Here is a 24840-nt window from a genome sequence, read left to right as displayed (position 1 = left end):
TCGGTGTCCTGGGCGCCTTGCTGACGAGCATAAAAAAACCCGCGCAACGGCGCGGGTTTTATAGTCTTGCTGGAAGATGACTTAACGCTGAACGTCGCCCAACAGCCTACCGCGCATAATGGATGCGTTTAGTAGTAGTAGGCTGGTGAAACGAGTGCTGCGAATCATTGCGTCAAACTCCAGATGAAATCGATATGCTTTTAGAGTTACTGGATACGCGTTTTGATGTCAACCCCTGGGCAAGAAAAAACGCTTTTTACTTCAGAATGGAATTAGCGCATTGTGCTGAGGAATAGCCTTATTCGCCGAGGATAATTTTTTAAATCGCCCCACTTTGGGGCGGCAGTTAAACCTGCTGGCGTCATGGCTTTTCCGACAACGCAAAGTGCTGCCGGACATTGCCGGGAATTATCTGAATAAATGTCATGAATTTATCAGTCTTATGAATGTATTGATTTAAGTATCGTGGAATTATCAATGATAATGAGCGGTAAATTCTGGAAAGTGCTAATGCAACGCCTTGAATAAGGCTTAAATTAAAGTGGGGGTAGGTAATAGCGTTTTTTTCCTGCCAATTACGCGTTCCTTTAACGTTATCAGCTCATCAATGGACGTGAAGGTCTTTAGGATTTTTTCTAATAAATTAACGAGCGCGGCGTGACTTATAATTTTGATATATTCCTAAAATGCGTTTTTGCCCTTTTGCAAATGAAATATGTGTGGTAAATGATATTTCCTGTACTGATTGCCGCACTTTTAGAAAGGGAATTTAGCGTGATGGTGGAGTTAGATATGATAATTGAAACCTCTGAGCCTGAATCCACCCTCGAAGAAAGGGGAATGACGAAACCTCAGCTTCGAACGGTCGATCTTAATCTGCTTACCGTTTTTGATGCGGTGATGCAGGAACAAAATATTACTCGCGCGGCTCATTCCCTTGGTATGTCTCAGCCAGCGGTGAGCAATGCCGTATCACGACTGAAGGTGATGTTTAACGATGAACTGTTCGTTCGCTATGGCCGGGGGATTCAGCCGACGGCCCGCGCCTTCCAGCTGTTCGGCGCGGTGCGTCAGGCGCTGCAGCTGGTGCAGAATGAACTACCCGGCTCCGGCTTTGAGCCCATAAGCAGCGAACGGGTTTTCAATCTGTGCGTGTGCAGCCCCCTGGATCACTCTCTGACATCGGTTATTTTCAACCGGGTTAATGACATTGCGCCGAATATACAGTTAATTTTTAAAACATCGCTGAATCAAAACACCGAGCATCAATTACGTTACCAGGAAATTGAATTTGTTATTGGTTATGAAGAGTTCCGGCGGCCTGAGTTTGCCTGTATTCCGTTATTTAAAGATGAAATGGTATTAGTCACCAGTGGCAAACACCCGCGTATTTCCGGGGCTGCGGTGGAGGCAGATATTTATCGGGAGGAACATGCGGTTGTAGCCCTCGATCGCTATGCCTCATTTAGTCTACCCTGGTATCACTCCGTCGACCGGCAGGCGCGAATCGCCTATCAGGGTAATGCTATGATTAGCGTATTAAATGTTGTTTCGCAAACGGATATGGTGGCAATCGCCCCGCGCTGGCTGGCAAGCGAATTTGCAGAGAAGCTTGGGCTGCAATTACTACCTTTGCCGCTGAAGGAGAATAACCGCACCTGTTATCTTTCCTGGCATGAGGCCGCCGGTCGCGATAAAGGTCATCAGTGGATGGAAGAATTACTGGTGAGTATCTGCCAGCGCTAAGCGTTCTTTCACACAAACGGGAGCAAAGGTTCCCGCTTTGTGTGATTAACACCGCAGAATACAGAATTTTATTCTGTTTACTGTCTGGCGCTGCGCTGAACGGCAAATGAAAAATGGATGATTTTCTGTCGCCAGACCATTTGTCCGAGTAATTCATCCAACCGTTTCTCATTTATGAAGCTTTTAACCACGTTTCATATCAAATTCTTATCTTTTATTCTTTTGCTAGCCCGCGTGCCGGTGAGGAGGCGAATTGCCTGCCCGTTGGCGAGCAGTTATGGTAGGCATACGCAGTCCATTCACCTCAATACCAGGAGTCGATTCCTGGCATTGTGCGAACGCGCGGAAATTGAATTCTGCTGTCGTTAAAAACAATAAGCCTGGAGGCAAACCATGGAGATGTTGTCAGGAGCCGAGATGGTCGTCCAATCGCTTGTCGATCAGGGCGTCAAGCAAGTGTTCGGTTATCCCGGGGGCGCGGTCCTCGATATCTATGATGCGTTGCATACCCTTGGCGGTATCGATCATATTCTGGTGCGCCATGAGCAGGCGGCGGTGCACATGGCGGACGGTCTTGCTCGCGCGACCGGCGAAGTTGGCGTCGTCCTGGTGACCTCAGGTCCGGGCGCGACCAATGCCATCACCGGGATCGCAACGGCCTACATGGATTCTGTTCCGCTGGTGATCCTCTCCGGACAGGTGGCGACTTCCCTGATTGGTTACGATGCTTTCCAGGAGTGTGATATGGTCGGCATCTCCCGGCCGGTGGTGAAACACAGCTTCTTGGTGAAACAAACGGAAGATATCCCGGGCGTTCTGAAGAAAGCGTTCTGGCTGGCGGCCAGCGGGCGTCCAGGCCCGGTAGTGGTTGATTTACCCAAAGATATTCTCAATCCGGCTAACAAGCTGCCCTACGTCTGGCCAGATACCGTCAGCATGCGTTCCTATAATCCGACGACCAGCGGTCATAAAGGGCAAATCAAACGTGCTCTGCAAACGCTGGTGGCGGCGAAACATCCGGTCGTGTACGTCGGCGGCGGGGCGATTAACGCCCGGTGCGAAGAACAGCTGCGTACCCTGGTGGAAAAACTGAACCTGCCGGTTGCCTCATCGCTGATGGGGCTGGGGGCTTTCCCGGCCACGCATCCGCAGGCGCTCGGTATGCTGGGGATGCACGGCACTTACGAAGCCAATATGACCATGCACCACTCCGACGTCATTTTTGCCGTCGGCGTGCGTTTTGACGATCGCACCACCAACAATCTGGCGAAATACTGCCCGAATGCCACGGTGCTGCATATTGATATCGATCCGACCTCTATTTCGAAAACGGTGCCGGCGGATGTGCCGATCGTCGGCGATGCCCGTCAGGTGCTGGACCAAATGCTCGAACTGCTGGAGCAGGAAGAGGCGCAGCAGCCGCACGATGAGATCCGCGACTGGTGGCAGCGGATCGAGCAGTGGCGCGCGCGCCACTGCCTGCAATACGATATGCAAAGCGGCAAGATCAAACCGCAGGCGGTGATTGAGACGATCTGGCGTCTGACCAACGGCGATGCCTACGTCACCTCCGATGTCGGCCAGCATCAGATGTTTGCCGCGCTGTATTATCCTTTCGATAAACCAAGACGTTGGATTAACTCCGGCGGTCTGGGCACCATGGGGTTTGGTCTGCCTGCCGCCCTCGGCGTGAAGATGGCGCTGCCTGAGGAAACCGTCGTTTGTGTGACCGGCGATGGCAGCATCCAGATGAATATTCAGGAGCTTTCCACCGCGCTGCAGTATGAGCTGCCGGTACTGGTGCTGAACCTCAACAACCGCTATCTCGGGATGGTGAAGCAGTGGCAGGATATGATCTATTCCGGCCGCCATTCACAGTCCTATATGGAGTCGTTGCCGGATTTTGTCCGGGTGGCGGAAGCCTATGGCCACGTGGGGATTCGCATCAGCGAACCGCAGGAGCTGGAGTCGAAGCTGGCCGAAGCGCTGGAGCAGGTGCGTAATCATCGTCTGGTCTTTGTCGATGTGACGGTAGACGGCAGCGAGCATGTGTACCCCATGCAGATCCGCGGCGGCGGCATGGATGAGATGTGGTTGAGCAAAACGGAGAGAACCTGATTATGCGCCGGATATTATCTGTCTTACTGGAAAACGAATCGGGCGCCTTATCGCGCGTCATCGGTCTCTTTGCGCAGCGTGGGTATAACATTGAAAGCCTGACGGTGGCGCCGACCGACGATCCAACGCTCTCGCGCATGACCATTCAGACCGTCGGCGATGAGAAAGCGATCGAACAGATTGAAAAACAGCTGCACAAGCTGGTGGACGTACTGCGGGTCAGCGAGCTCGGACAGAGCTCGCACGTGGAACGTGAAATTATGTTAGTTAAAGTTCAGGCGAGCGGCTTTGGTCGCGAAGAGGTGAAACGCAATACGGAGATTTTCCGTGGGCAGATCATCGATGTCACCCCGTCTATCTACACCGTTCAGCTGGCGGGTACCAGCGATAAGCTGGACGCCTTCCTCGCTTCGCTGCGCGACGTCGCGCGAATTGTCGAAGTGGCGCGCTCCGGCGTGGTGGGACTGTCGCGCGGCGATAAAATCATGCGCTGAGTCCCTGAAAGTGACGTAAAAATAGCCCGACACAATCTGTCGGGTTATTTTTTTGCGAAATCGGTGGGAACTGTAGACAAAAGCGGTTGCTGCGCTAACTATTCTGCGTTTAGATGTTATGTAAATGAATCCATAGCTGAAGAAAGGTTATGTTCTGTACTTATTACCCAAGGGGCAATTGTGAAACTGGATGAAATCGCCCGGCTGGCCGGTGTCTCGCGAACCACCGCTAGCTATGTGATTAATGGTAAAGCGAAGCAGTACCGCGTTAGCGACAAAACGGTTGAAAAAGTGATGGCTGTCGTTCGTGAGCACAACTATCACCCAAATGCGGTCGCTGCTGGCTTGCGTGCAGGACGCACGCGTTCTATTGGCCTGGTCATTCCCGATCTGGAAAATACCAGCTATACCCGTATTGCTAACTACCTGGAACGCCAGGCGCGCCAGCGCGGCTATCAGCTGCTGATCGCCTGTTCGGAAGATCAGCCTGATAACGAGATGCGCTGTATTGAGCATCTCCTGCAGCGTCAGGTCGATGCCATTATCGTCTCAACGTCATTACCACCTGAGCATCCGTTCTATCAGCGCTGGGCCAACGATCCTTTTCCGATTGTCGCCCTTGACCGTGCGCTCGATCGCGAGCATTTCACCAGCGTAGTCGGTGCCGATCAGGATGATGCGGAAATGCTGGCTGCTGAGCTGCGCAAATTCCCCGGCGAAAGCGTGCTCTATCTGGGCGCGTTGCCGGAGCTGTCGGTGAGCTTCCTGCGTGAACAGGGGTTCCGTAGCGCGTGGAGTGACGATCCGCGTGAGGTGCAGTATCTGTATGCCAACAGCTTTGAACGCGAAGCGGCGGCGCAGTTGTTTGAGAAGTGGCTGGAAACACATCCGATGCCGCAGGCGCTGTTCACCACCTCATTCCCGCTGTTGCAGGGGGTCATGGATGTGACGCTGCGTCGGGAAGGGAAACTGCCGTCCGAACTGGCGATTGCGACCTTCGGCGACAACGAACTGCTGGATTTCCTGCAGTGCCCGGTACTGGCCGTGGCCCAGCGCCATCGCGACGTTGCTGAACGCGTGCTGGAGATTGTGCTGGCCAGCCTTGACGAACCGCGTAAGCCAAAGCCGGGTTTAAGCCGTATCCGGCGTAATCTGTATCGCCGCGGTAGTCTGAACCGTCGCTGATCGCCAGGATTATTCGTATCGGGACGCCCGGATAATTTGTATCTGGCTCGCCAGACGAAGAATCGTCTGGCGATAATCCGTACAAATTATCATGAAAATGCCAAATTGAATCGCTTTCAGACAAATCCCTAAACTTCTTTACGCATTATTTTGTTTTATTCCGCAGGGCGTGTTCTGTAGTCTCCCCCGGCTATAAAAGAAGATAAATTGGCTTTTATTTGTATTATTTTGTTACATTCATTAAGTTAATCGCTGAATTAACAATCATTTTACGGCTAATCCGCCGCTCATCTCCCCGTACCCCGCAGCAAGAGTGCCTCTCCGACGACAAGAGACACTGTTAACGGACATCATAATCGCCTAAAATGCCGCTCGCGTCGCAAACTGACACTTTATATTTTCCCACCGAAGATATTTTGTTGCTTTTAACTGTTACGAATTTGTTGGTTGTTTTCTTACACGTATTCATAGCGTTAATTTGCCTCGTTTGGTGATGATTATTTCATCAGGCCTAATATCGGCTGCAAATAATGGGTTTTTGAGCTTCGTTGGTATTCGTGCTGGCTTGACAAGCTTTTCCTCCGCTCCGTAAACTCCTTCTGGTGGGAATTTGTGGGTTAAAGTGGCGAAAAGGGGTGAGGCTGGCATGTTCCGTGGGGCAACGTTAGTCAATCTCGACAGCAAAGGCCGTCTGGCCGTGCCGACGCGATACCGCGACGGGCTGATCGAAGACGCTTCCGGTCAACTGGTTTGTACCATTGACATTCATCACCCGTGCCTGCTGCTTTACCCCTTGCCTGAATGGGAAATCATCGAGCAAAAATTGTCGCGTTTATCGAGCATGAATCCCGTTGAGCGGCGTGTACAGCGTCTGCTTTTGGGTCATGCCAGCGAATGTCAGATGGATAATGCCGGGCGTCTGTTGATTGCGCCGGTGTTACGGCAACATGCCGGGCTGACAAAAGAAGTGATGCTGGTCGGGCAGTTCAATAAGTTTGAGCTGTGGGATGAAACGACCTGGTATCAACGGGTCAAGGAAGATATCGACGCTGAGCAGTCCGCTACCGACGAGCTATCGGAGCGTCTGCAGGATTTGTCTCTATAACATGATGGAAAATTTTAAACACACTACGGTACTTCTGGATGAAGCCGTCAACGGCCTGAATATCCGTCCGGATGGTATCTACATTGATGGGACCTTTGGTCGCGGCGGACACTCGCGTCTGATCCTCTCCCAGCTGGGAGCGGAAGGCCGCCTGCTGGCTATCGATCGCGATCCGCAGGCTATCGCCGTGGCGAAGACCATTGATGACCCACGCTTTTCCATCATACATGGACCTTTCTCTGCGCTTGCAGATTATGTTAGTGAGCGCCAACTGACGGGCAAGATCGACGGGATTCTTCTCGATCTTGGCGTCTCTTCACCGCAGCTTGATGACGCTGAACGCGGCTTCTCGTTTATGCGCGATGGCCCGCTGGATATGCGGATGGATCCTACCCGCGGTCAGTCTGCCGCCGAGTGGCTCCAGACTGCCGAGGAGGCCGATATCGCCTGGGTGATTAAAACCTTTGGCGAAGAGCGTTTCGGTAAGCGTATCGCGCGCGCCATCGTTGAGCGCAACCGTATTGCACCCATGACCCGCACGAAAGAGCTGGCGGAAGTGGTGACGGCGGCGACCCCGGTGAAGGACAAGTTCAAACATCCCGCGACCCGTACCTTCCAGGCGGTGCGCATTTGGGTGAACAGTGAACTGGAGGAGATAGAGCAGGCGCTAAAAAGCTCGCTCAGCGTGCTGGCCCCGGGCGGGCGGCTTTCGATCATCAGTTTCCACTCGCTGGAAGACCGTATTGTGAAGCGCTTTATGCGTGAGCAAAGCCGCGGTCCGCAGGTTCCGGCTGGGTTACCGATGACGGAAGAGCAGCTCAAAAAACTGGGCGGCCGTGAGTTGCGGGCACTAGGCAAGTTGATGCCGGGCGAAGAAGAGGTGGCAGAGAATCCACGGGCCCGTAGTTCAGTTCTGCGTATTGCAGAGAGGACGAACGCATGATCGGCAGAGTGACAGAAGCCTTAAGCAAAGTTAAAGGATCGTTAGGAAGCAACGAGCGTCATGCCTTGCCTGGCGTTATCGGGGACGATCTTCTGCGGTTTGGGAAGCTGCCACTCTGTCTGTTCATTTGCATCATCATAACGGCGATTACCGTAGTGACGACGGCGCACCATACCCGTCTGTTAACCGCGCAGCGTGAACAACTGGTTCTGGAACGTGACGCGCTGGATATTGAATGGCGAAACCTGATCCTCGAAGAGAACGCGCTCGGCGATCATAGTCGGGTTGAGCGGATCGCGACCGAGAAGTTGCAGATGCAACACGTCGATCCATCACAAGAAAATATCGTTGTACAAAAATAAGGATTATTGCGACGCATGAAAGCAGCGCCGAAAACGCTAAAACCAAAACGTCAGGAAGAACAGGCCAACTTTATCAGTTGGCGTTTTGCGTTGCTGTGCGGCTGTATTCTGCTGGCTCTGGCTTTCCTGTTGGGCCGCGTGGCCTGGCTGCAGGTGATCAGCCCGGACATGCTGGTGCGTCAGGGTGATATGCGATCTCTGCGCGTGCAGGAGGTTTCGACCGCCCGCGGGATGATTACCGACCGCTCAGGCCGTCCGCTGGCGGTGAGCGTGCCGGTGAAGGCGATTTGGGCTGACCCGAAAGAGCTGCATGATGCCGGCGGCGTCACCCTCGATAATCGCTGGAAGGCGTTGGCCGATGCGTTAAACATGCCGCTGGATCAGCTGGCATCGCGCATCAATACCAACCCGAGAATGCGCTTTATCTATCTGGCCCGTCAGGTCAACCCTGATATGGCAGATTACATTAAGAAACTCAAACTGCCGGGGATTCACATGCGCGAAGAGTCGCGCCGCTACTACCCGTCAGGCGAAGTTACCGCTCACCTTATTGGCTTCACCAACGTGGATAGCCAGGGGATTGAAGGCGTTGAGAAGAGCTTTGACAAATGGCTTACCGGCCAGCCAGGCGAGCGTATTGTGCGTAAAGACCGCTATGGCCGCGTCATTGAAGATATCTCTTCCACCGACAGCCAGGCCGCGCATAACCTTGCGCTGAGCATCGATGAGCGCCTGCAGGCGCTGGTTTATCGCGAACTGAACAACGCCGTGGCGTTTAACAAAGCCGAATCGGGAAGTGCGGTACTGGTGGATGTCAGCACCGGCGAAGTACTGGCGATGGCGAACAGCCCGTCCTATAACCCGAATAATTTCTCCGGCACGGCAAAAGACATCATGCGCAACCGCGCCATCACCGACGTGTTCGAACCGGGTTCAACGGTGAAACCGATGGTGGTGATGACGGCGCTGCAGCGCGGCATTGTGAACGAAAATACCGTGCTGAATACCATTCCTTACCGTATTAACGGCCACGAGATCAAAGACGTGGCGCGCTACAGCGAATTGACCCTGACCGGGGTACTACAGAAGTCGAGTAACGTCGGTGTTTCCAAGCTGGCGTTAGCGATGCCGTCCTCAGCGTTAGTAGATACTTACTCACGTTTTGGACTGGGAAAAGCGACCAATTTGGGGTTGGTCGGAGAACGCAGTGGCTTATACCCTCAAAAACAACGGTGGTCTGACATAGAGAGGGCCACCTTTTCTTTCGGCTATGGGCTAATGGTAACGCCGTTACAGTTAGCGCGAGTCTACGCAACGATCGGCAGCTATGGCATCTATCGTCCGCTGTCGATTACCAAAGTTGATCCGCCGGTTCCCGGGGAGCGCGTCTTCCCGGAACCTCTCGTTCGCACCGTTGTGCATATGATGGAAAGCGTGGCGCTGCCCGGCGGCGGCGGGGTGAAGGCGGCGATTAAAGGCTACCGCATCGCGATTAAGACCGGTACGGCGAAAAAAGTAGGGCCGGATGGTCGCTACATCAACAAATACATTGCTTACACCGCAGGCGTTGCGCCCGCCAGCCACCCGCGTTTCGCGCTGGTGGTGGTGATCAACGACCCGCAGGCGGGTAAATACTACGGCGGCGCCGTTTCCGCGCCGGTCTTCGGTGCCATCATGGGCGGCGTGCTGCGTACCATGAACATTGAGCCGGATGCGTTGGCAACGGGCGAAAAAAGTGAATTTGTGATTAATCAAGGCGAGGGAACAGGTGGCAGATCGTAATTTGCGCGACCTTCTCGCTCCGTGGGTGCCAAATGCGCCGGAGCGAATTCTGCGAGAGATGACGCTGGACAGCCGGGTGGCTGCTTCCGGCGATCTCTTTGTCGCGGTATCAGGTCATCAGGCGGACGGGCGTCGTTATATCCCGCAGGCGATAGCGCAAGGTGTTGCTGCCATTATTGCTGAGGCCAAAGACGAGGCTACAGATGGCGAAATCCGTGAAATGCACGGCGTGCCGGTGATTTATCTGAGCCAGCTCAACGAGCGCCTGTCTGCGCTGGCCGGGCGTTTTTACCATCAGCCGTCGCAACAGCTGCGCCTGGTCGGCGTAACCGGAACCAACGGCAAAACCACCACCACTCAACTGCTGGCGCAATGGGCCAAACTGCTGGGCGAAACCAGCGCGGTGATGGGGACCGTCGGTAACGGTCTGCTGGAGAAAGTGATTCCGACGGAAAACACCACCGGCTCTGCGGTCGATGTGCAGCACGTGCTTTCCGGCCTCGCAGGGCAGGGGGCAACGTTCGCGGCGATGGAGGTCTCTTCTCACGGGCTGGTTCAGCATCGCGTGGCGTCGCTGCAGTTTGCCGCATCGGTCTTTACCAACTTAAGCCGCGATCATCTCGATTATCACGGTGATATGGAACATTACGAAGCGGCGAAATGGCTGCTTTATTCCACGCATCATTGCGGTCAGGCTATCGTCAACGCCGATGATGAAGTGGGCCGCCGCTGGCTGGCGAAGCTGCCGGACGCGGTTGCCGTCTCGATGGCAGATCATATCAATCCGAACTGCCACGGTCGCTGGCTGAAGGCGACGGCCGTGAACTATCACGACAGCGGCGCGACGATCCACTTTGAATCCAGCTGGGGCAAGGGCGAAATTGAAAGCCGCCTGATGGGCGCGTTTAACGTCAGCAACCTGCTGCTGGCGCTGGCGACGCTGCTGGCGTTGGGTTATCCGCTGGCGGAGCTGCTGAAAACCGCTGCGCGTCTGCAGCCGGTTTGTGGCCGTATGGAAGTGTTTAGCGCGCCGGGCAAACCGACGGTGGTGGTGGATTATGCCCATACCCCTGATGCGCTGGAGAAAGCGCTGCAGGCGGCACGTCTGCATTGCAACGGCAAGCTGTGGTGCGTCTTCGGCTGCGGCGGCGACCGCGATAAGGGCAAACGTCCGCTGATGGGCGCCATCGCCGAAGAATTCGCCGATATTGTTGTCGTGACCGATGACAACCCGCGCACCGAAGAGCCCCGCGCGATCATCAACGATATTCTCGCCGGGATGCTGGACGCCGGCCATGCGAAGGTCAAAGAGGGCCGGGCCGAAGCGGTGACGAACGCCGTGATGCAGGCGCAAGAGAACGACGTGGTGCTGGTCGCCGGGAAAGGCCATGAGGATTACCAGATTGTCGGCAATCGTCGCCTTGACTACTCCGATCGCGTCACCGTGGCGCGTCTGCTGGGAGCGGTAGCATGATTCGCTTTACCTTAAGCCAGCTCGCCGGGATTACGCACGGCGAGCTGCACGGTCACGATCTGGCCATTGATGAGGTCACTTCGGATACCCGTAAAATTACGGCGGGCTGCCTGTTCGTGGCGCTGAAAGGCGAGCGCTTTGATGGTCACGATTTTGCTGAACAGGCGCGGCAAGCGGGCGCAGGCGCGCTGCTGGTGAGTCGTAAGCTGGACAGTGATTTACCTCAGGTGCTGGTGAAAGATACCCGCCTGGCCTTCGGCGAGCTGGCGGCATGGGTGCGTCAGCAGGTTCCGGCCCGCGTTGTGGCGTTAACCGGTTCTTCCGGGAAAACCTCGGTCAAAGAGATGACCGCAGCGATTCTCGGTCAGTGCGGCAATACGCTGTATACCGCCGGCAACCTGAATAACGATATCGGCGTGCCGATGACGCTGCTGCGTCTGACTAAAGAGCACCAGTATGCGGTTATCGAGCTTGGGGCGAACCACCAGGGCGAAATTGCCTGGACCGTCAGCCTGACGCGCCCGGAAGCGGCATTGGTCAATAATCTGGCCGCCGCGCACCTCGAAGGTTTTGGGTCGCTGGCGGGCGTGGCGAAAGCAAAGGGTGAAATCTTTACCGGCCTGGCGGAAAACGGCATCGCGATTCTTAACGCTGACAATAACGACTGGCTGAACTGGCAAAACGTGATTGGCGCGCGCAAGGTATGGCGCTTCTCGCCGAACGCGGCTAACAGCGACTTTACGGCCACCAATATTCACGTCACCAGCCACGGTACGGAATTTACGCTGCAAACCCCGCTGGGGAGCGTGGATGTTCTGCTACCGCTGCCGGGGCGGCATAATATCGCCAACGCGCTGGCTGCCGCCTCGCTGGCGATGGCGGTTGGCGCAGGGTTAAACGCGGTAAAAGCCGGTCTGGCGCAGCTGCAAGCGGTGCCTGGGCGTCTGTTCCCGATCGTTCTTGCGGAAAACCAACTGCTGCTTGATGACTCCTATAATGCCAACGTCGGTTCGCTGACCGCCGCGGTACAGGTGCTGTCAGAGATGCCGGGTTATCGCGTGCTGGTGGTCGGCGATATGGCTGAACTGGGTACGGAAAGCGAAGTCTGCCACCGTCAGGTTGGCGAAGCGGCGAAAGCGGCAGGGCTTGATCGGGTACTCAGCACCGGCGTGCTGAGCGCGGAAATCAGCCGCGCCAGCACGGTGGGCGAACACTTCAGCGATAAAGCATCGCTGGTGGCTCGTCTGCGCGAACTGCTGTCAGAACACAGTATTATCACCATTTTAGTGAAGGGTTCACGTAGTGCCGCCATGGAAGAGGTCGTACGCGCATTACAGGAGAATGGAACATGTTAGTATGGCTGGCCGAACATCTGGTCAAATATTATTCCGGCTTTAACGTCTTTTCCTATCTGACGTTTCGCGCCATCGTCAGCCTGCTGACCGCGCTGTTCATCTCGTTGTGGATGGGCCCGCGCATGATCGCCCGTCTGCAAAAACTCTCCTTCGGTCAGGTCGTACGTAGCGACGGCCCGGAATCGCATTTCAGCAAGAAAGGCACCCCAACCATGGGCGGGATCATGATCCTGACCGCGATTGTGGTATCCGTGCTGCTGTGGGCTTACCCGTCGAACCCGTACGTCTGGTGCGTCCTGACGGTGCTGATCGGTTACGGCATTATCGGTTTTGTCGATGACTACCGCAAAGTCGTGCGTAAAGACACCAAGGGCCTGATTGCCCGCTGGAAGTATTTCTGGATGTCGGTGATTGCGCTGGGCGTTGCCTTCGCGCTGTATCTGGCCGGGAAAGATACGCCAGCCACTCAGCTGGTGGTGCCGTTCTTTAAAGACATCATGCCGCAGCTGGGGCTGCTGTACATTCTGCTGGCCTACTTCGTGGTTGTCGGCACCGGCAATGCGGTCAACCTGACCGATGGTCTGGATGGTCTGGCGATTATGCCGACCGTGTTTGTGGCGGCGGGCTTTGCGCTGGTGGCCTGGGCTACGGGTAACATGAACTTTGCCAACTACCTGCACATTCCCTACCTGCGCCACGCCGGCGAACTGGTTATCGTCTGTACGGCTATTGTCGGCGCGGGTCTTGGTTTTCTGTGGTTCAACACCTATCCGGCGCAGGTCTTTATGGGCGATGTCGGCTCACTGGCCCTGGGCGGCGCGCTGGGCATCATTGCCGTGCTGCTGCGCCAGGAGTTCCTGCTGGTGATTATGGGTGGCGTGTTTGTGGTGGAGACGCTGTCGGTCATTCTGCAGGTCGGTTCCTTTAAGCTGCGCGGTCAGCGCATCTTCCGTATGGCGCCGATCCACCACCACTATGAACTGAAAGGCTGGCCGGAACCGCGCGTTATCGTGCGCTTCTGGATTATTTCGCTGATGCTGGTGCTGATTGGCCTGGCGACGCTGAAGGTACGTTAATCATGGCAGATTATCAGGGTAAAAAAGTCGTCATTATTGGCCTGGGGATGACCGGGCTGTCTTGCGTGGACTTTTTCATGGCGCGCGGCGTGACGCCGCGCGTGATGGATACCCGCGTCGCGCCTCCGGGACTGGATAAGCTGCCGGAAGCGGTTGAACGTTACGTTGGCGGTCTGAATGAAGACTGGCTGCTGGCGGCGGATCTGATTGTGGCAAGCCCGGGAATCGCGCTGGCCCATCCTGCCCTGAGCGCGGCGGCGGATGCGGGCGTGGAAATCGTCGGCGACATTGAGCTGTTCTGCCGGGAAGCGCAGGCGCCGGTTATCGCCATCACCGGGTCGAACGGTAAAAGCACCGTGACAACCCTGGTGGGCGAGATGGCGAAAGCGGCGGGGGTGAACGTCGGCGTCGGCGGTAATATCGGCCTGCCTGCCCTGATGCTGCTTGATGCCTCCCGCGAGCTGTATGTTCTGGAGCTCTCCAGCTTCCAGCTGGAAACCACCGCCAGCCTGCGGGCGGTGGCGGCGACGATCCTCAACGTGACCGAGGATCATATGGATCGTTACCCGCTGGGTCTGCAGCAGTATCGTGCGGCCAAACTGCGGGTATATGAAAATGCGAAGACCTGCATCGTGAACGCCGATGACGGGTTGACGATGCCGGTGCGCGGCGCCGATGAGCGCTGCATTAGCTTCGGCGTGGACGTCGGCGACTACCACCTCAACCGTCAGCAGGGAGAAACCTGGCTGCGGGTGAAAGGTGAAAAGGTCCTCAACGTCAAAGAGATGCACATTACCGGGCAGCATAACTACAGCAATGCGCTGGCGGCGCTGGCGCTGGCCGATGCCGCGGGCCTGCCGCGCGCCAGCAGCCTCAAGGCGTTGACCACCTTTACCGGCCTGGCGCACCGCTTCCAGCTGGCGCTGGAGCATAACGGCGTTCGCTGGATCAATGATTCGAAAGCCACCAACGTCGGCAGTACCGAGGCCGCGCTGAACGGGCTGCATCTGGACGGGACGCTGTACCTGCTGTTGGGCGGTGATGGGAAATCCGCAGATTTCACGCCGCTGAAACGTTACCTGGAGGGAGACAATATCCGTCTGTACTGCTTCGGTCGCGATGGCGAGCAGCTGGCTGCGCTGCGCCCGGAAGCGGCGACGCAAACTGAGACGATGGAACAGGCGATGCGGCAGATTGCCCCGCAGCTGAAATCGGGCGATATGGTGCTGTTGTCGCCCGCCTGCGCCAGCCTCGATCAGTTTAAGAGTTTTGAACAACGGGGCGATGTGTTTGTCCGTCTGGCGAAGGAGTTAGGTTGATGCGTTTATCCCTCCCGCGCCTGAAAATGCCTCAGTGGCGACTGCCGGGGATGTTTATCTTCGCCTGGCTGTTTGCCGCGCTGAAAGGCTGGGTGATGGGTTCCCGGCAGAAAGATAGCGATAGTCTGGTCATGTATGACCGGATGCTGCTGTGGCTGACCTTTGGTCTGGCCGCCGTCGGTTTCATTATGGTGACCTCGGCCTCGATGCCGGTGGGCCAGCGGCTGGCCAACGACCCGTTCTTATTCGCCAAGCGTGACGGACTGTACATCCTGCTGGCGCTGGGGCTGGCACTGGTGACGTTACGTCTGCCGATGGAGTTCTGGCAGCGGCACAGCACCGCGATGCTGATTGCCTCTATCGTGATGCTGCTGATCGTTCTGGTCGTCGGTAGTTCGGTAAACGGGGCATCGCGTTGGATTGCGCTGGGTCCTCTGCGTATTCAGCCGGCGGAATTTACCAAGCTGTCGCTGTTCTGCTACATCGCCAACTACCTGGTGCGCAAAGGCGATGAAGTACGTAACAACCTGCGCGGCTTCCTGAAGCCGATGGGCGTGATTTTCGTACTGGCGATCCTGCTGCTGGCGCAGCCGGACCTCGGTACGGTGGTGGTGCTGTTTGTGACCACCCTGGCGATGCTGTTTCTTGGCGGCGCCAGGCTGTGGCAGTTCATCGCCATTATCGGGATGGGGATCTCGGCGGTGGTGCTGCTGATCCTGGCCGAACCGTACCGTATTCGCCGCGTCACCTCCTTCTGGAACCCGTGGGAGGACCCGTTCGGTAGCGGCTATCAGCTGACCCAATCGTTGATGGCGTTCGGCCGCGGCGAAATGTGGGGACAGGGCTTAGGTAACTCGGTTCAGAAACTGGAATATTTACCGGAAGCGCATACCGACTTCATCTTCGCCATTATCGGCGAAGAACTCGGTTATATCGGTGTGGTACTGGCCCTATTAATGGTATTCTTCGTCGCCTTTCGCGCCATGTCGATTGGCCGCAAAGCGTTGGAGATCGACCAGCGCTTCTCCGGCTTCCTGGCCTGCGCTATCGGGATCTGGTTTAGCTTCCAGGCGCTGGTGAACGTCGGGGCGGCGGCAGGCATGCTGCCAACTAAAGGTCTGACGCTGCCGCTGATCAGTTACGGTGGTTCCAGTTTGCTGATTATGTCGACGGCCATCATGTTGCTGTTGCGAATTGATTATGAAACGCGTCTGGAAAAAGCCCAGGCGTTTACACGGGGTGTTCGATGAGCGGTCAGGAAAAGCGGTTAATGGTGATGGCGGGCGGTACCGGTGGACATGTGTTCCCGGGGCTGGCGGTCGCGCACCATTTAATGGACCTGGGCTGGCAGGTTCGCTGGCTCGGTACCGCCGATCGTATGGAAGCGGATTTAGTGCCGAAGCACGGCATTGAAATTGATTTTATCCGCATATCGGGCCTGCGCGGCAAGGGCCTGAAGGCGCTGCTGTTAGCACCGGTGCGGATCTTCAACGCCTGGCGTCAGGCGCGGGAGATCATGAAACGTTTCCAGCCCGACGTCGTACTGGGCATGGGCGGATACGTTTCCGGCCCGGGTGGCCTCGCGGCATGGTCGCTGGGTATCCCGGTGGTGCTGCATGAACAGAATGGTATTGCCGGCCTGACGAACAAATGGCTGGCGAAGATTGCGAAGACCGTATTGCAGGCGTTTCCCGGTGCGTTCCCGCATGCCGACGTGGTGGGCAACCCGGTGCGGACCGACGTCCTGGCGCTGCCGTTGCCGGAACAGCGTCTGGTTGGGCGTCAGGGGCCAACGCGCGTGTTAGTGGTAGGCGGCTCGCAGGGCGCCCGCGTGCTGAACCAGACCATGCCGCAGGTGGCCGGGAAACTGGGCGCGGCGGTCACCATCTGGCACCAAAGCGGTAAAGGTGGCCAGCAGACGGTACAGCAGGCTTACGCGGATGCCGGGCAGCCGCAGCATAAAGTGACCGAATTTATTGATGACATGGCGGCGGCGTATGCCTGGGCCGATGTTGTTGTCTGCCGCTCCGGAGCGCTGACGGTCAGTGAAATCGCCGCAGCAGGTTTACCGGCGCTATTCGTGCCGTTTCAGCACAAGGATCGTCAGCAGTACTGGAATGCACTGCCGCTGGAGAAAGCGGGCGCAGCGAAAATTCTCGAACAACCTCAGTTCACCGTCGATGCCGTGGCGCAGACGCTGGCCGGTTGGGATCGGGAAACGCTGCTGGATATGGCGGAACGAGCGCGTAGAGCCTCGATTCCGGATGCTACCGAGCGGGTAGCAGAAGAAGTGAGCGCTGCAGCACTGGCGCGCTAATCGCGGTGAATCTCACCGCCCGTATAAAGAAGTTGATGGCGTAAAGAATGAATACACAAGATCTGGCGAAACTGCGTTCCATAGTGCCCGAGATGCGTCGCGTCCGGCACATTCACTTTGTTGGCATTGGCGGTGCTGGCATGGGCGGTATTGCCGAAGTTCTGGCTAACGAAGGCTACCAGATTAGCGGCTCCGACCTGGCGCCGAATCCGGTGACGCAACAGCTGTCGAAACTTGGCGCCACGATCTATTTCAACCATCGTCCGGAAAACGTGCGCGATGCGAGCGTGGTGGTGGTTTCCAGCGCGATCTCCGCGGAGAACCCGGAAATTGTCGCGGCGCATGAAGCGCGTATCCCGGTTATTCGCCGTGCGGAGATGCTGGCGGAACTGATGCGTTTTCGTCACGGGATTGCTATTGCCGGTACCCACGGTAAAACCACCACCACCGCGATGGTCTCCAGTATTTATGCGGAAGCGGGTCTGGATCCGACCTTCGTCAACGGCGGGTTGGTGAAAGCGGCAGGCGTTCACGCCCGCCTTGGCCACAGTCGCTACCTGATTGCGGAAGCGGATGAGAGCGATGCATCGTTCCTGCATCTGCAGCCGATGGTCGCTATTGTGACCAATATCGAAGCCGATCATATGGATACCTACCATGGCGACTTTGAAAACTTAAAGCAGACCTTTATTAACTTTCTGCACAACCTGCCGTTCTACGGGCGCGCGGTGATGTGCGTGGATGACCCGGTGATTTGTGAACTGCTGCCGCGCGTGGGCCGCCAGATCACCACCTACGGTTTTCATGATGATGCTGACGTGCGGGTAGAAGATTACCGCCAGGTCGGCGCCCAGGGCCATTTCCGTCTGGTTCGCCAGGACAAAGAGGTGCTTCAGGTGACCCTGAACGCGCCGGGCCGTCATAACGCCCTTAATGCCGCCGCCGCGGTGGCCGTGGCGACGGAAGAAGGCATTGACGATGAAGCCATTCTGCGGGCGCTGGAAAGCTTCCAGGGGACCGGGCGCCGTTTTGATTTTCTTGGCGAATATCCGCTGGAGCAGGTCAATGGAAAAAGCGGCAGCGCGATGCTGATTGATGATTACGGTCATCATCCGACAGAGGTGGATGCCACCATCAAAGCGGCGCGCGCGGGCTGGCCGGATAAAAATCTGGTGATGTTATTTCAGCCGCACCGCTTTACCCGTACGCGCGATCTGTATGACGATTTCGCCAACGTGCTGACTCAGGTCGATGCGCTACTGATGCTGGATGTCTACTCCGCCGGTGAAGCGCCGATTCCAGGGGCCGATAGCCGTTCGCTGTGCCGTACTATCCGCGGCCGCGGTAAGGTTGATCCGATTCTGCTTTCCGACCCCGCTCAGGCGGCGGAGATGCTGGCATCGGTATTGACCGGCAATGATCTGATCCTGGTGCAGGGCGCGGGCAACATCGGAAAGATCGCCCGCCACCTGGCTGAAATCAAACTCGTGCCGCAAAAAACGGAGGAGGAGCGCCATGGCTGATAAAATCGCGGTTCTCTTTGGCGGCACCTCTGCGGAGCGCGAAGTCTCGCTCAATTCGGGGGCCGCTGTGCTCGCTGGCTTACGTGAAGGCGGCGTGGATGCGCACCCGGTCGATCCCCGCGACGTTGATATTACCCAGCTGAAACAGATGGGCTTTCAGAAAGCGTTTATTGCGCTGCACGGCCGCGGTGGGGAAGATGGTACCCTGCAGGGGCTGCTGGAGCTGATTCAACTGCCTTATACCGGCAGCGGCGTGATGGCCTCGGCTATCTCAATGGACAAAGTGCGCAGCAAACTGCTGTGGCAGGGCGCCGGTTTACCCGTCGCCCCGTGGGTCGCGCTGACCCGTGCGCAGTTCAACGCCGGCCTCTCTGCCGAGGCTGAACAGCAGATCGCCGCCCTGGGATTGCCGTTGATTGTGAAGCCGGGTCGCGAAGGTTCCAGCGTCGGTATGTCGAAAGTGAGCGAAAGTTGTGCATTACACAATGCATTGGCGCTGGCTTTTCAGCATGATGATGAAGTTCTGATTGAGAAATGGCTCTGTGGGCCAGAATTCACCGTCGCTATCGTCGGTGAAGAAATTTTACCGTCAATCCGTATCCAGGTGGCTGGAACCTTCTATGATTATGAGGCGAAGTATCTCTCTGATGAGACGCAATATTTCTGCCCAGGTTGTGAGGATCCTGCCCGCGAGTCAGAAATTCAGGCCCTGGTCGTTAAAGCCTGGAATATTCTCGGCTGTAAAGGTTGGGGGCGCATTGACGTGATGCTGGACAGCGATGGCCAGTTTTATCTGCTGGAAGCGAATACTTCCCCTGGCATGACCAGCCATAGCCTGGTGCCGATGGCGGCCCGTCAGGCAGGGATGAGCTTCTCGCAGCTTGTTGTTCGAATTCTGGACCTGGCGGGGTGATATGTCGCAAGCTGCGCTGAATACGCGGAACCACGAAGAAGAGGAGACGTCTTCTTCGCGTCGGAGTAATGGAACTCGTCTGGCCGGGATTTTCTTCCTGCTGGCGGTGCTATGTACCGTGTTGGTCAGCGGGTGGATGGTTCTGGGCTGGATGGAAGATGCACAGCGCTTACCGCTGTCCAGGATGGTGGTCACCGGCGAGCGCCACTACACGCGCAACGATGATATTCGCCAGGCGATTCTGGCGTTGGGTTCGCCGGGGACCTTTATGACCCAGGATGTCAACATCATCCAAAGTCAGATTGAACGTCTGCCGTGGATTAAGCAGGCGAGCGTCAGAAAGCAATGGCCGGACGAATTGAAGATTCATCTGGTTGAATATGTGCCGATTGCGCGTTGGAATGATCAGCATATGGTGGACGTTGAGGGAAATTCCTTCAGCGTGCCGGCAGATCGCACCAGTAAGCAGAATTTACCGATGCTGTACGGCCCGGAAGGCAGTGAGAACGAAGTGTTGCAAGGGTATCGTGACATGGGGCAGGTGCTGGCAAAGGATAAATTCACGTTGAAAGTGGCGGCAATGACCGCGCGTCGCTCCTGGCAGTTGACGCTTAATAACGACATTAAGCTCAACCTTGGCCGAGGCGATACCATGAAACGGCTTCAGCGCTTTATGGAACTCTACCCGGTTCTTCAGCAGCAAGCGCAGACCGACGGCAAACGGATAAGCTACGTTGATTTGCGTTATGACTCGGGGGCGGCAGTGGGCTGGGTACCTGCTCCCGCAGAGGAAACTAATCAACAACAGAATCAGGCACAGGCAGAACAACAATGATCAAGGCGACGGACAGAAAACTGGTAGTTGGACTGGAGATTGGCACCGCGAAGGTTGCCGCTTTAGTAGGGGAAGTTCTGCCCGACGGCGTGGTCAATATCATTGGCGTGGGCAGTTGCCCGTCGCGTGGTATGGATAAAGGCGGGGTTAACGATCTGGAATCCGTGGTGAAATGCGTACAGCGCGCCATTGACCAGGCCGAACTGATGGCGGATTGCCAGATTTCGTCAGTGTATCTGGCGCTTTCAGGTAAACATATTAGCTGTCAAAATGAAATTGGTATGGTGCCGATTTCAGAAGAAGAAGTGACGCTGGACGACGTCGAGAACGTGGTGCATACCGCGAAGTCGGTTCGCGTACGCGATGAACATCGCGTCCTGCACGTGATTCCGCAGGAGTACGCCATCGACTACCAGGAAGGGATTAAAAACCCGGTGGGGCTGTCCGGCGTGCGTATGCAGGCAAAAGTGCACCTGATTACCTGCCATAACGATATGGCGAAAAATATTGTTAAAGCGGTGGAACGTTGCGGTCTGAAAGTGGACCAACTCATTTTCGCCGGTTTAGCCGCCAGTTATTCCGTGTTGACGGAAGATGAACGTGAACTGGGCGTCTGCGTGGTGGACATCGGCGGTGGTACAATGGATATCGCCGTTTATACCGGCGGTGCGCTGCGTCATACCAAAGTGATCCCCTACGCGGGCAACGTGGTGACCAGCGATATCGCTTACGCTTTCGGGACGCCGCCGAGCGATGCCGAAGCGATTAAGGTACGCCACGGTTGCGCGCTGGGTTCCATTGTCGGCAAAGACGAAAACGTCGAAGTGCCGAGCGTCGGCGGGCGTCCGCCGCGCAGCCTGCAGCGCCAGACGCTGGCAGAGGTGATTGAGCCGCGTTATACCGAGCTGCTCAACCTGGTGAATGAAGAGATCCTGCAACTGCAGGAGCAGCTTCGCCAGCAAGGGGTGAAACACCACCTGGCGGCGGGGATTGTTTTAACGGGCGGCGCCGCGCAAATCGAAGGTCTTGCCGCCTGCGCTCAGCGCGTGTTCCATACGCAGGTGCGTATTGGCGCGCCGCTGAATATTACCGGCTTAACGGATTATGCCCAGGAGCCGTATTATTCGACGGCGGTTGGGTTGCTGCACTACGGGAAGGAATCTCATCTCAGTGGTGAAGCTGAAGTGGAAAAACGTGTAACGGCATCAGTTGGCTCGTGGATTAAGCGACTTAATAGCTGGCTGCGAAAAGAGTTTTAATTTTTTAAGAGAACGCAGAAAATTAGCGTTCTCAGGCGACAGGCACAAAACGGAGAGAAACTATGTTTGAACCTATGGAACTGACCAACGACGCGGTGATTAAAGTCATCGGCGTCGGTGGCGGCGGCGGTAATGCCGTTGAACACATGGTGCGCGAGCGCATCGAGGGCGTTGAATTCTTCGCGGTGAACACCGACGCGCAGGCGCTGCGTAAAACGGCTGTTGGCCAGACTATTCAGATCGGTAGCGGTATTACCAAAGGTCTGGGGGCCGGTGCAAACCCGGAAGTGGGTCGCAATGCGGCTGACGAAGACCGTGAAGCGCTGCGTGCTGCTCTTGATGGTGCAGACATGGTGTTTATCGCGGCAGGTATGGGCGGCGGTACCGGTACCGGTGCCGCGCCGGTGGTGGCGGAAGTCGCGAAGGATCTGGGTATCCTGACCGTGGCTGTTGTCACCAAACCGTTTAATTTTGAAGGCAAAAAGCGCATGGCGTTCGCCGAACAGGGGATCACTGAGCTGTCCAAGCATGTGGATTCGCTGATCACCATTCCGAACGACAAGCTGCTGAAAGTTCTGGGTCGTGGCATTTCTCTGCTGGACGCCTTCGGCGCGGCAAACGATGTGCTGAAAGGCGCGGTACAGGGGATCGCCGAACTGATTACCCGTCCGGGTCTGATGAACGTCGACTTTGCGGATGTGCGCACCGTGATGTCCGAAATGGGCTATGCGATGATGGGCTCCGGCGTGGCGAGCGGTGAAGACCGTGCGGAAGAAGCGGCTGAAATGGCGATCTCTTCTCCGCTGCTGGAAGATATCGATCTGTCCGGCGCGCGCGGCGTTCTGGTCAACATCACCGCGGGCTTCGACCTGCGTCTGGATGAGTTCGAAACCGTGGGTAATACTATTCGTGCTTTCGCATCGGATAACGCCACCGTGGTTATCGGTACCTCCCTTGACCCGGATATGAATGATGAACTGCGTGTAACCGTTGTGGCTACCGGTATCGGTATGGACAAACGTCCGGAAATTACCCTGGTGACCAACAAACAGGTTCAGCAGCCGGTGATGGATCGCTACCAGCAACACGGTATGGCTCCATTGACTCAAGAGCAGAAACCGGTCGCGAAAGTGGTGAACGACAATACGCCGCAAACCGCGAAAGAGCCGGATTATCTGGATATCCCAGCCTTCCTGCGTAAGCAAGCTGATTAAGAATCGGCTGGAAGTTGGGCATCTGCGCTCTTTGTGCTAAACTGCCCTCCCGAATGTGTTGTACACTTCGGTTGGATAGGTAACTTGGCGAGATTATACGATGATCAAACAAAGGACTCTTAAACGTATCGTTCAGGCGACTGGCGTCGGTTTGCATACCGGCAAGAAAGTCACCCTGACGCTGCGCCCTGCGCCGGCAAATACCGGGGTCATCTATCGTCGCACCGACTTGAATCCACCGGTTGATTTTCCGGCTGATGCCAAATCTGTGCGTGATACCATGCTCTGTACTTGCCTGGTGAACGAGCATGACGTGCGGATTTCTACAGTCGAGCACCTGAATGCCGCACTGGCTGGCCTGGGCATTGACAACATTGTTATTGAAGTCGATGCGCCGGAAATTCCAATTATGGATGGTAGTGCTGCGCCGTTCGTTTATCTGTTGCTGGACGCTGGTATCGATGAACTGAACTGTGCCAAGAAATTTGTGCGCATCAAAGAGGCCGTTCGCGTCGAAGATGGCGACAAATGGGCTGAGTTTAAGCCGTACAATGGTTTTTCGTTGGACTTTACCATCGACTTTAACCATCCGGCGATTGACGCAAGCAGCCAGCGCTACGCGATGAACTTCTCTGCTGATGCATTTATGCGCCAGATTAGTCGCGCTCGTACTTTTGGTTTTATGCGTGATATCGAATATCTGCAGTCCCGCGGCCTGTGCCTGGGCGGCAGCTTCGATTGTGCCATCGTTGTTGACGATTATCGCGTATTGAACGAAGACGGTCTGCGCTTTGAAGACGAGTTTGTTCGTCACAAAATGCTGGATGCGATTGGTGACCTGTTTATGTGTGGTCACAATATCATCGGTGCATTCACGGCGTTCAAATCCGGTCACGCGTTGAATAACAAACTGCTGCAGGCTGTTCTGGCAAAACAGGAAGCCTGGGAGTACGTGACTTTCGAAGACGAAGCAGAAATGCCGCTGGCATTCCGCGCACCGTCAATGGTTATGGCGTAAGCCTGACCATTCAGTAAAATCGACTGGTAACCTGGTACTCTCTCCGACCAGGGGGCCAGTCTTTTTTCATTTTTGCCTTCCTCCCCCTGTTACGCCTTGATTCTGCAGTGCTGTCCATCGTTCGTTCGCTGTTTTATTGAACGTTTTTGCCCTGCCGGAGCCTTCATTCCTGCTGCCGTAGCGCGCTATTAATGGTAGTATTTGGGCGCAAAATTATTTCCTGGGGTTGCTTCAACTAAAGGTAACGTAAGTGAGTGGATTGCTGACGCGCTGGCGACAGTTTGGCAGACGGTATTTCTGGCCGCATCTCCTGTTGGGGATGGTCGCGGCTAGCCTTGGCCTGCCTGCGCTCAGCAACAGTCATGAAACCCCTTCGCCGGCGAAAGCTACGGCAAGCAACCACCATCCGAGCAAAGTTAATTTCTCCCAGCTGGCGCTGCTGGAAGCCGCCCGTCGCCCCAACTTTACCGTTGATTACTGGCATCAGCATGCTATCCGCACGGTTATACGCCATCTGTCATTCGCGATGGCGCCGCAAGCGCTGCCGGTTGCGGAAGAGTCTTCGCCATTACAGGCGCAACACCTGGCTCTGCTCGATACGCTCAGCGCGCTGCTGACACAGGAAAGCAAACCGCCGGTAAGCGTCCGTCAGGCGTCATACACCCCGTCCCATTCTGCGTTTTGTGTCTCGGCCTGGATTAGCCAGGTGACGGGGATACGTGCAGGGCCTCAACGTCTCAGCTGAACGAAAAACGGATTATTCTTTTTTGTGACTCCGCACAGCGGGGCGTTTGAGATTTTA

22 protein-coding genes are annotated in these 24840 nt (G+C 56.1%); 21 read left to right on the top strand and 1 reads right to left on the bottom strand.

Annotated elements, in window-relative coordinates:
• Positions 1-81 precede the first annotated feature (81 nt).
• Positions 82-168 carry a leu operon leader peptide gene (gene leuL / locus EDF73_RS15110; RefSeq protein WP_132730087.1) on the bottom strand — a complete coding sequence of 29 codons (87 nt, stop codon included), beginning with the start codon at positions 166-168 and terminating at the stop codon, positions 82-84.
• A 606-nt stretch (positions 169-774) separates the two neighbouring features.
• Between leuL and leuO the strand changes: the two genes are divergently transcribed.
• From leuO to secM, 21 genes are all read left to right on the top strand, one after another.
• The gene (gene leuO / locus EDF73_RS15105; RefSeq protein ID WP_132729918.1) at positions 775-1746 is read left to right on the top strand and encodes a transcriptional regulator LeuO; all 972 of its coding nucleotides are present in this window, start codon (positions 775-777) and stop codon (positions 1744-1746) included.
• Between the two features lie 393 nt (positions 1747-2139).
• A complete protein-coding gene (gene ilvI / locus EDF73_RS15100; protein WP_132729917.1) occupies positions 2140-3864 on the top strand; it encodes an acetolactate synthase 3 large subunit in 1725 nt (574 codons plus the stop codon).
• 2 nt (positions 3865-3866) lie between these two features.
• Positions 3867-4358: an acetolactate synthase small subunit gene (gene ilvN / locus EDF73_RS15095; protein ID WP_132730086.1), complete on the top strand. Its 492-nt coding sequence runs from the start codon at positions 3867-3869 to the stop codon at positions 4356-4358.
• Between the two features lie 180 nt (positions 4359-4538).
• A complete protein-coding gene (gene cra / locus EDF73_RS15090; protein WP_132729916.1) occupies positions 4539-5543 on the top strand; it encodes a catabolite repressor/activator in 1005 nt (334 codons plus the stop codon).
• 646 nt (positions 5544-6189) lie between these two features.
• Positions 6190-6648 carry a division/cell wall cluster transcriptional repressor MraZ gene (gene mraZ, locus EDF73_RS15085; RefSeq protein WP_132729915.1) on the top strand — a complete coding sequence of 153 codons (459 nt, stop codon included), beginning with the start codon at positions 6190-6192 and terminating at the stop codon, positions 6646-6648.
• Between the two features lies 1 nt (position 6649).
• Positions 6650-7591, top strand: a complete 942-nt coding sequence (rsmH, locus tag EDF73_RS15080; protein ID WP_132729914.1) for a 16S rRNA (cytosine(1402)-N(4))-methyltransferase RsmH — start codon at positions 6650-6652, stop codon at positions 7589-7591.
• On the top strand, positions 7588-7953 hold the full coding sequence (gene ftsL / locus EDF73_RS15075; RefSeq protein ID WP_004857854.1) for a cell division protein FtsL: 366 nt from the start codon (positions 7588-7590) through the stop codon (positions 7951-7953). Before rsmH ends, ftsL begins: the two co-directional genes overlap by 4 nt.
• A 15-nt stretch (positions 7954-7968) precedes the next feature.
• Positions 7969-9735, top strand: a complete 1767-nt coding sequence (locus EDF73_RS15070; protein WP_132729913.1) for a peptidoglycan glycosyltransferase FtsI — start codon at positions 7969-7971, stop codon at positions 9733-9735.
• Complete coding sequence (murE, locus tag EDF73_RS15065) at positions 9722-11209, top strand: UDP-N-acetylmuramoyl-L-alanyl-D-glutamate--2,6-diaminopimelate ligase (RefSeq protein WP_132729912.1); 1488 nt, start codon at positions 9722-9724, stop codon at positions 11207-11209. Before EDF73_RS15070 ends, murE begins: the two co-directional genes overlap by 14 nt.
• On the top strand, positions 11206-12564 hold the full coding sequence (murF, locus tag EDF73_RS15060) for a UDP-N-acetylmuramoyl-tripeptide--D-alanyl-D-alanine ligase (protein ID WP_132729911.1): 1359 nt from the start codon (positions 11206-11208) through the stop codon (positions 12562-12564). The genes murE and murF overlap by 4 nt, the downstream gene beginning before the upstream one ends.
• Complete coding sequence (gene mraY / locus EDF73_RS15055) at positions 12558-13640, top strand: phospho-N-acetylmuramoyl-pentapeptide-transferase (RefSeq protein ID WP_132729910.1); 1083 nt, start codon at positions 12558-12560, stop codon at positions 13638-13640. Before murF ends, mraY begins: the two co-directional genes overlap by 7 nt.
• Before the next feature lie 2 nt (positions 13641-13642).
• Positions 13643-14959 (top strand): UDP-N-acetylmuramoyl-L-alanine--D-glutamate ligase, encoded by a 1317-nt coding sequence (gene murD / locus EDF73_RS15050; protein WP_132729909.1) that lies wholly within the window; start codon positions 13643-13645, stop codon positions 14957-14959.
• A complete protein-coding gene (gene ftsW / locus EDF73_RS15045; protein WP_132729908.1) occupies positions 14959-16209 on the top strand; it encodes a cell division protein FtsW in 1251 nt (416 codons plus the stop codon). The genes murD and ftsW overlap by 1 nt, the downstream gene beginning before the upstream one ends.
• Positions 16206-17276, top strand: a complete 1071-nt coding sequence (gene murG, locus EDF73_RS15040) for an undecaprenyldiphospho-muramoylpentapeptide beta-N-acetylglucosaminyltransferase (protein ID WP_132729907.1) — start codon at positions 16206-16208, stop codon at positions 17274-17276. Before ftsW ends, murG begins: the two co-directional genes overlap by 4 nt.
• Positions 17277-17323: 47 nt before the next feature.
• Entirely contained in the window at positions 17324-18799 is a 1476-nt protein-coding gene (gene murC / locus EDF73_RS15035) for a UDP-N-acetylmuramate--L-alanine ligase (protein WP_132729906.1), read from the top strand.
• Entirely contained in the window at positions 18792-19712 is a 921-nt protein-coding gene (locus tag EDF73_RS15030) for a D-alanine--D-alanine ligase (RefSeq protein WP_132729905.1), read from the top strand. The genes murC and EDF73_RS15030 overlap by 8 nt, the downstream gene beginning before the upstream one ends.
• A gap of 1 nt (position 19713) precedes the next feature.
• Positions 19714-20547 (top strand): cell division protein FtsQ, encoded by an 834-nt coding sequence (gene ftsQ / locus EDF73_RS15025; protein WP_132729904.1) that lies wholly within the window; start codon positions 19714-19716, stop codon positions 20545-20547.
• Positions 20544-21806 carry a cell division protein FtsA gene (ftsA, locus tag EDF73_RS15020; protein WP_004857881.1) on the top strand — a complete coding sequence of 421 codons (1263 nt, stop codon included), beginning with the start codon at positions 20544-20546 and terminating at the stop codon, positions 21804-21806. The genes ftsQ and ftsA overlap by 4 nt, the downstream gene beginning before the upstream one ends.
• 62 nt (positions 21807-21868) lie before the next feature.
• A complete protein-coding gene (gene ftsZ, locus EDF73_RS15015; RefSeq protein ID WP_004857884.1) occupies positions 21869-23020 on the top strand; it encodes a cell division protein FtsZ in 1152 nt (383 codons plus the stop codon).
• A gap of 100 nt (positions 23021-23120) precedes the next feature.
• Positions 23121-24038, top strand: a complete 918-nt coding sequence (gene lpxC, locus EDF73_RS15010) for a UDP-3-O-acyl-N-acetylglucosamine deacetylase (RefSeq protein WP_132729903.1) — start codon at positions 23121-23123, stop codon at positions 24036-24038.
• 250 nt (positions 24039-24288) lie between these two features.
• Positions 24289-24783 carry a secA translation cis-regulator SecM gene (secM, locus tag EDF73_RS15005; RefSeq protein WP_165905722.1) on the top strand — a complete coding sequence of 165 codons (495 nt, stop codon included), beginning with the start codon at positions 24289-24291 and terminating at the stop codon, positions 24781-24783.
• Positions 24784-24840: the final 57 nt, after the last annotated feature.

Origin of the sequence: Klebsiella sp. BIGb0138 (genome assembly GCF_004342285.1) — a bacterium.
Lineage (GTDB): Bacteria > Pseudomonadota > Gammaproteobacteria > Enterobacterales > Enterobacteriaceae > Klebsiella.
The sequence above is the reverse complement of the archived record's forward strand: the minus strand, read 5'-3'. Positions and strand labels throughout refer to the sequence as shown.

What these genes read in the sequence shown, in the direction of transcription:
- mraZ (WP_132729915.1), top strand. Translation starts at nt 6,190, where the DNA reads ATGTTCCGTGGGGCAACGTTAGTCAATCTCGACAGCAAAGGCCGTCTG.
- murC (WP_132729906.1), top strand. Translation starts at nt 17,324, where the DNA reads ATGAATACACAAGATCTGGCGAAACTGCGTTCCATAGTGCCCGAGATG.
- ftsW (WP_132729908.1), top strand. Translation starts at nt 14,959, where the DNA reads ATGCGTTTATCCCTCCCGCGCCTGAAAATGCCTCAGTGGCGACTGCCG.
- murF (WP_132729911.1), top strand. Translation starts at nt 11,206, where the DNA reads ATGATTCGCTTTACCTTAAGCCAGCTCGCCGGGATTACGCACGGCGAG.
- ilvN (WP_132730086.1), top strand. Translation starts at nt 3,867, where the DNA reads ATGCGCCGGATATTATCTGTCTTACTGGAAAACGAATCGGGCGCCTTA.
- EDF73_RS15070 (WP_132729913.1), top strand. Translation starts at nt 7,969, where the DNA reads ATGAAAGCAGCGCCGAAAACGCTAAAACCAAAACGTCAGGAAGAACAG.
- mraY (WP_132729910.1), top strand. Translation starts at nt 12,558, where the DNA reads ATGTTAGTATGGCTGGCCGAACATCTGGTCAAATATTATTCCGGCTTT.
- murD (WP_132729909.1), top strand. Translation starts at nt 13,643, where the DNA reads ATGGCAGATTATCAGGGTAAAAAAGTCGTCATTATTGGCCTGGGGATG.
- ilvI (WP_132729917.1), top strand. Translation starts at nt 2,140, where the DNA reads ATGGAGATGTTGTCAGGAGCCGAGATGGTCGTCCAATCGCTTGTCGAT.
- leuL (WP_132730087.1), bottom strand. Translation starts at nt 168, where the DNA reads ATGATTCGCAGCACTCGTTTCACCAGCCTACTACTACTAAACGCATCC.
- ftsL (WP_004857854.1), top strand. Translation starts at nt 7,588, where the DNA reads ATGATCGGCAGAGTGACAGAAGCCTTAAGCAAAGTTAAAGGATCGTTA.
- EDF73_RS15030 (WP_132729905.1), top strand. Translation starts at nt 18,792, where the DNA reads ATGGCTGATAAAATCGCGGTTCTCTTTGGCGGCACCTCTGCGGAGCGC.
- lpxC (WP_132729903.1), top strand. Translation starts at nt 23,121, where the DNA reads ATGATCAAACAAAGGACTCTTAAACGTATCGTTCAGGCGACTGGCGTC.
- ftsZ (WP_004857884.1), top strand. Translation starts at nt 21,869, where the DNA reads ATGTTTGAACCTATGGAACTGACCAACGACGCGGTGATTAAAGTCATC.
- rsmH (WP_132729914.1), top strand. Translation starts at nt 6,650, where the DNA reads ATGATGGAAAATTTTAAACACACTACGGTACTTCTGGATGAAGCCGTC.
- ftsA (WP_004857881.1), top strand. Translation starts at nt 20,544, where the DNA reads ATGATCAAGGCGACGGACAGAAAACTGGTAGTTGGACTGGAGATTGGC.
- ftsQ (WP_132729904.1), top strand. Translation starts at nt 19,714, where the DNA reads ATGTCGCAAGCTGCGCTGAATACGCGGAACCACGAAGAAGAGGAGACG.
- murG (WP_132729907.1), top strand. Translation starts at nt 16,206, where the DNA reads ATGAGCGGTCAGGAAAAGCGGTTAATGGTGATGGCGGGCGGTACCGGT.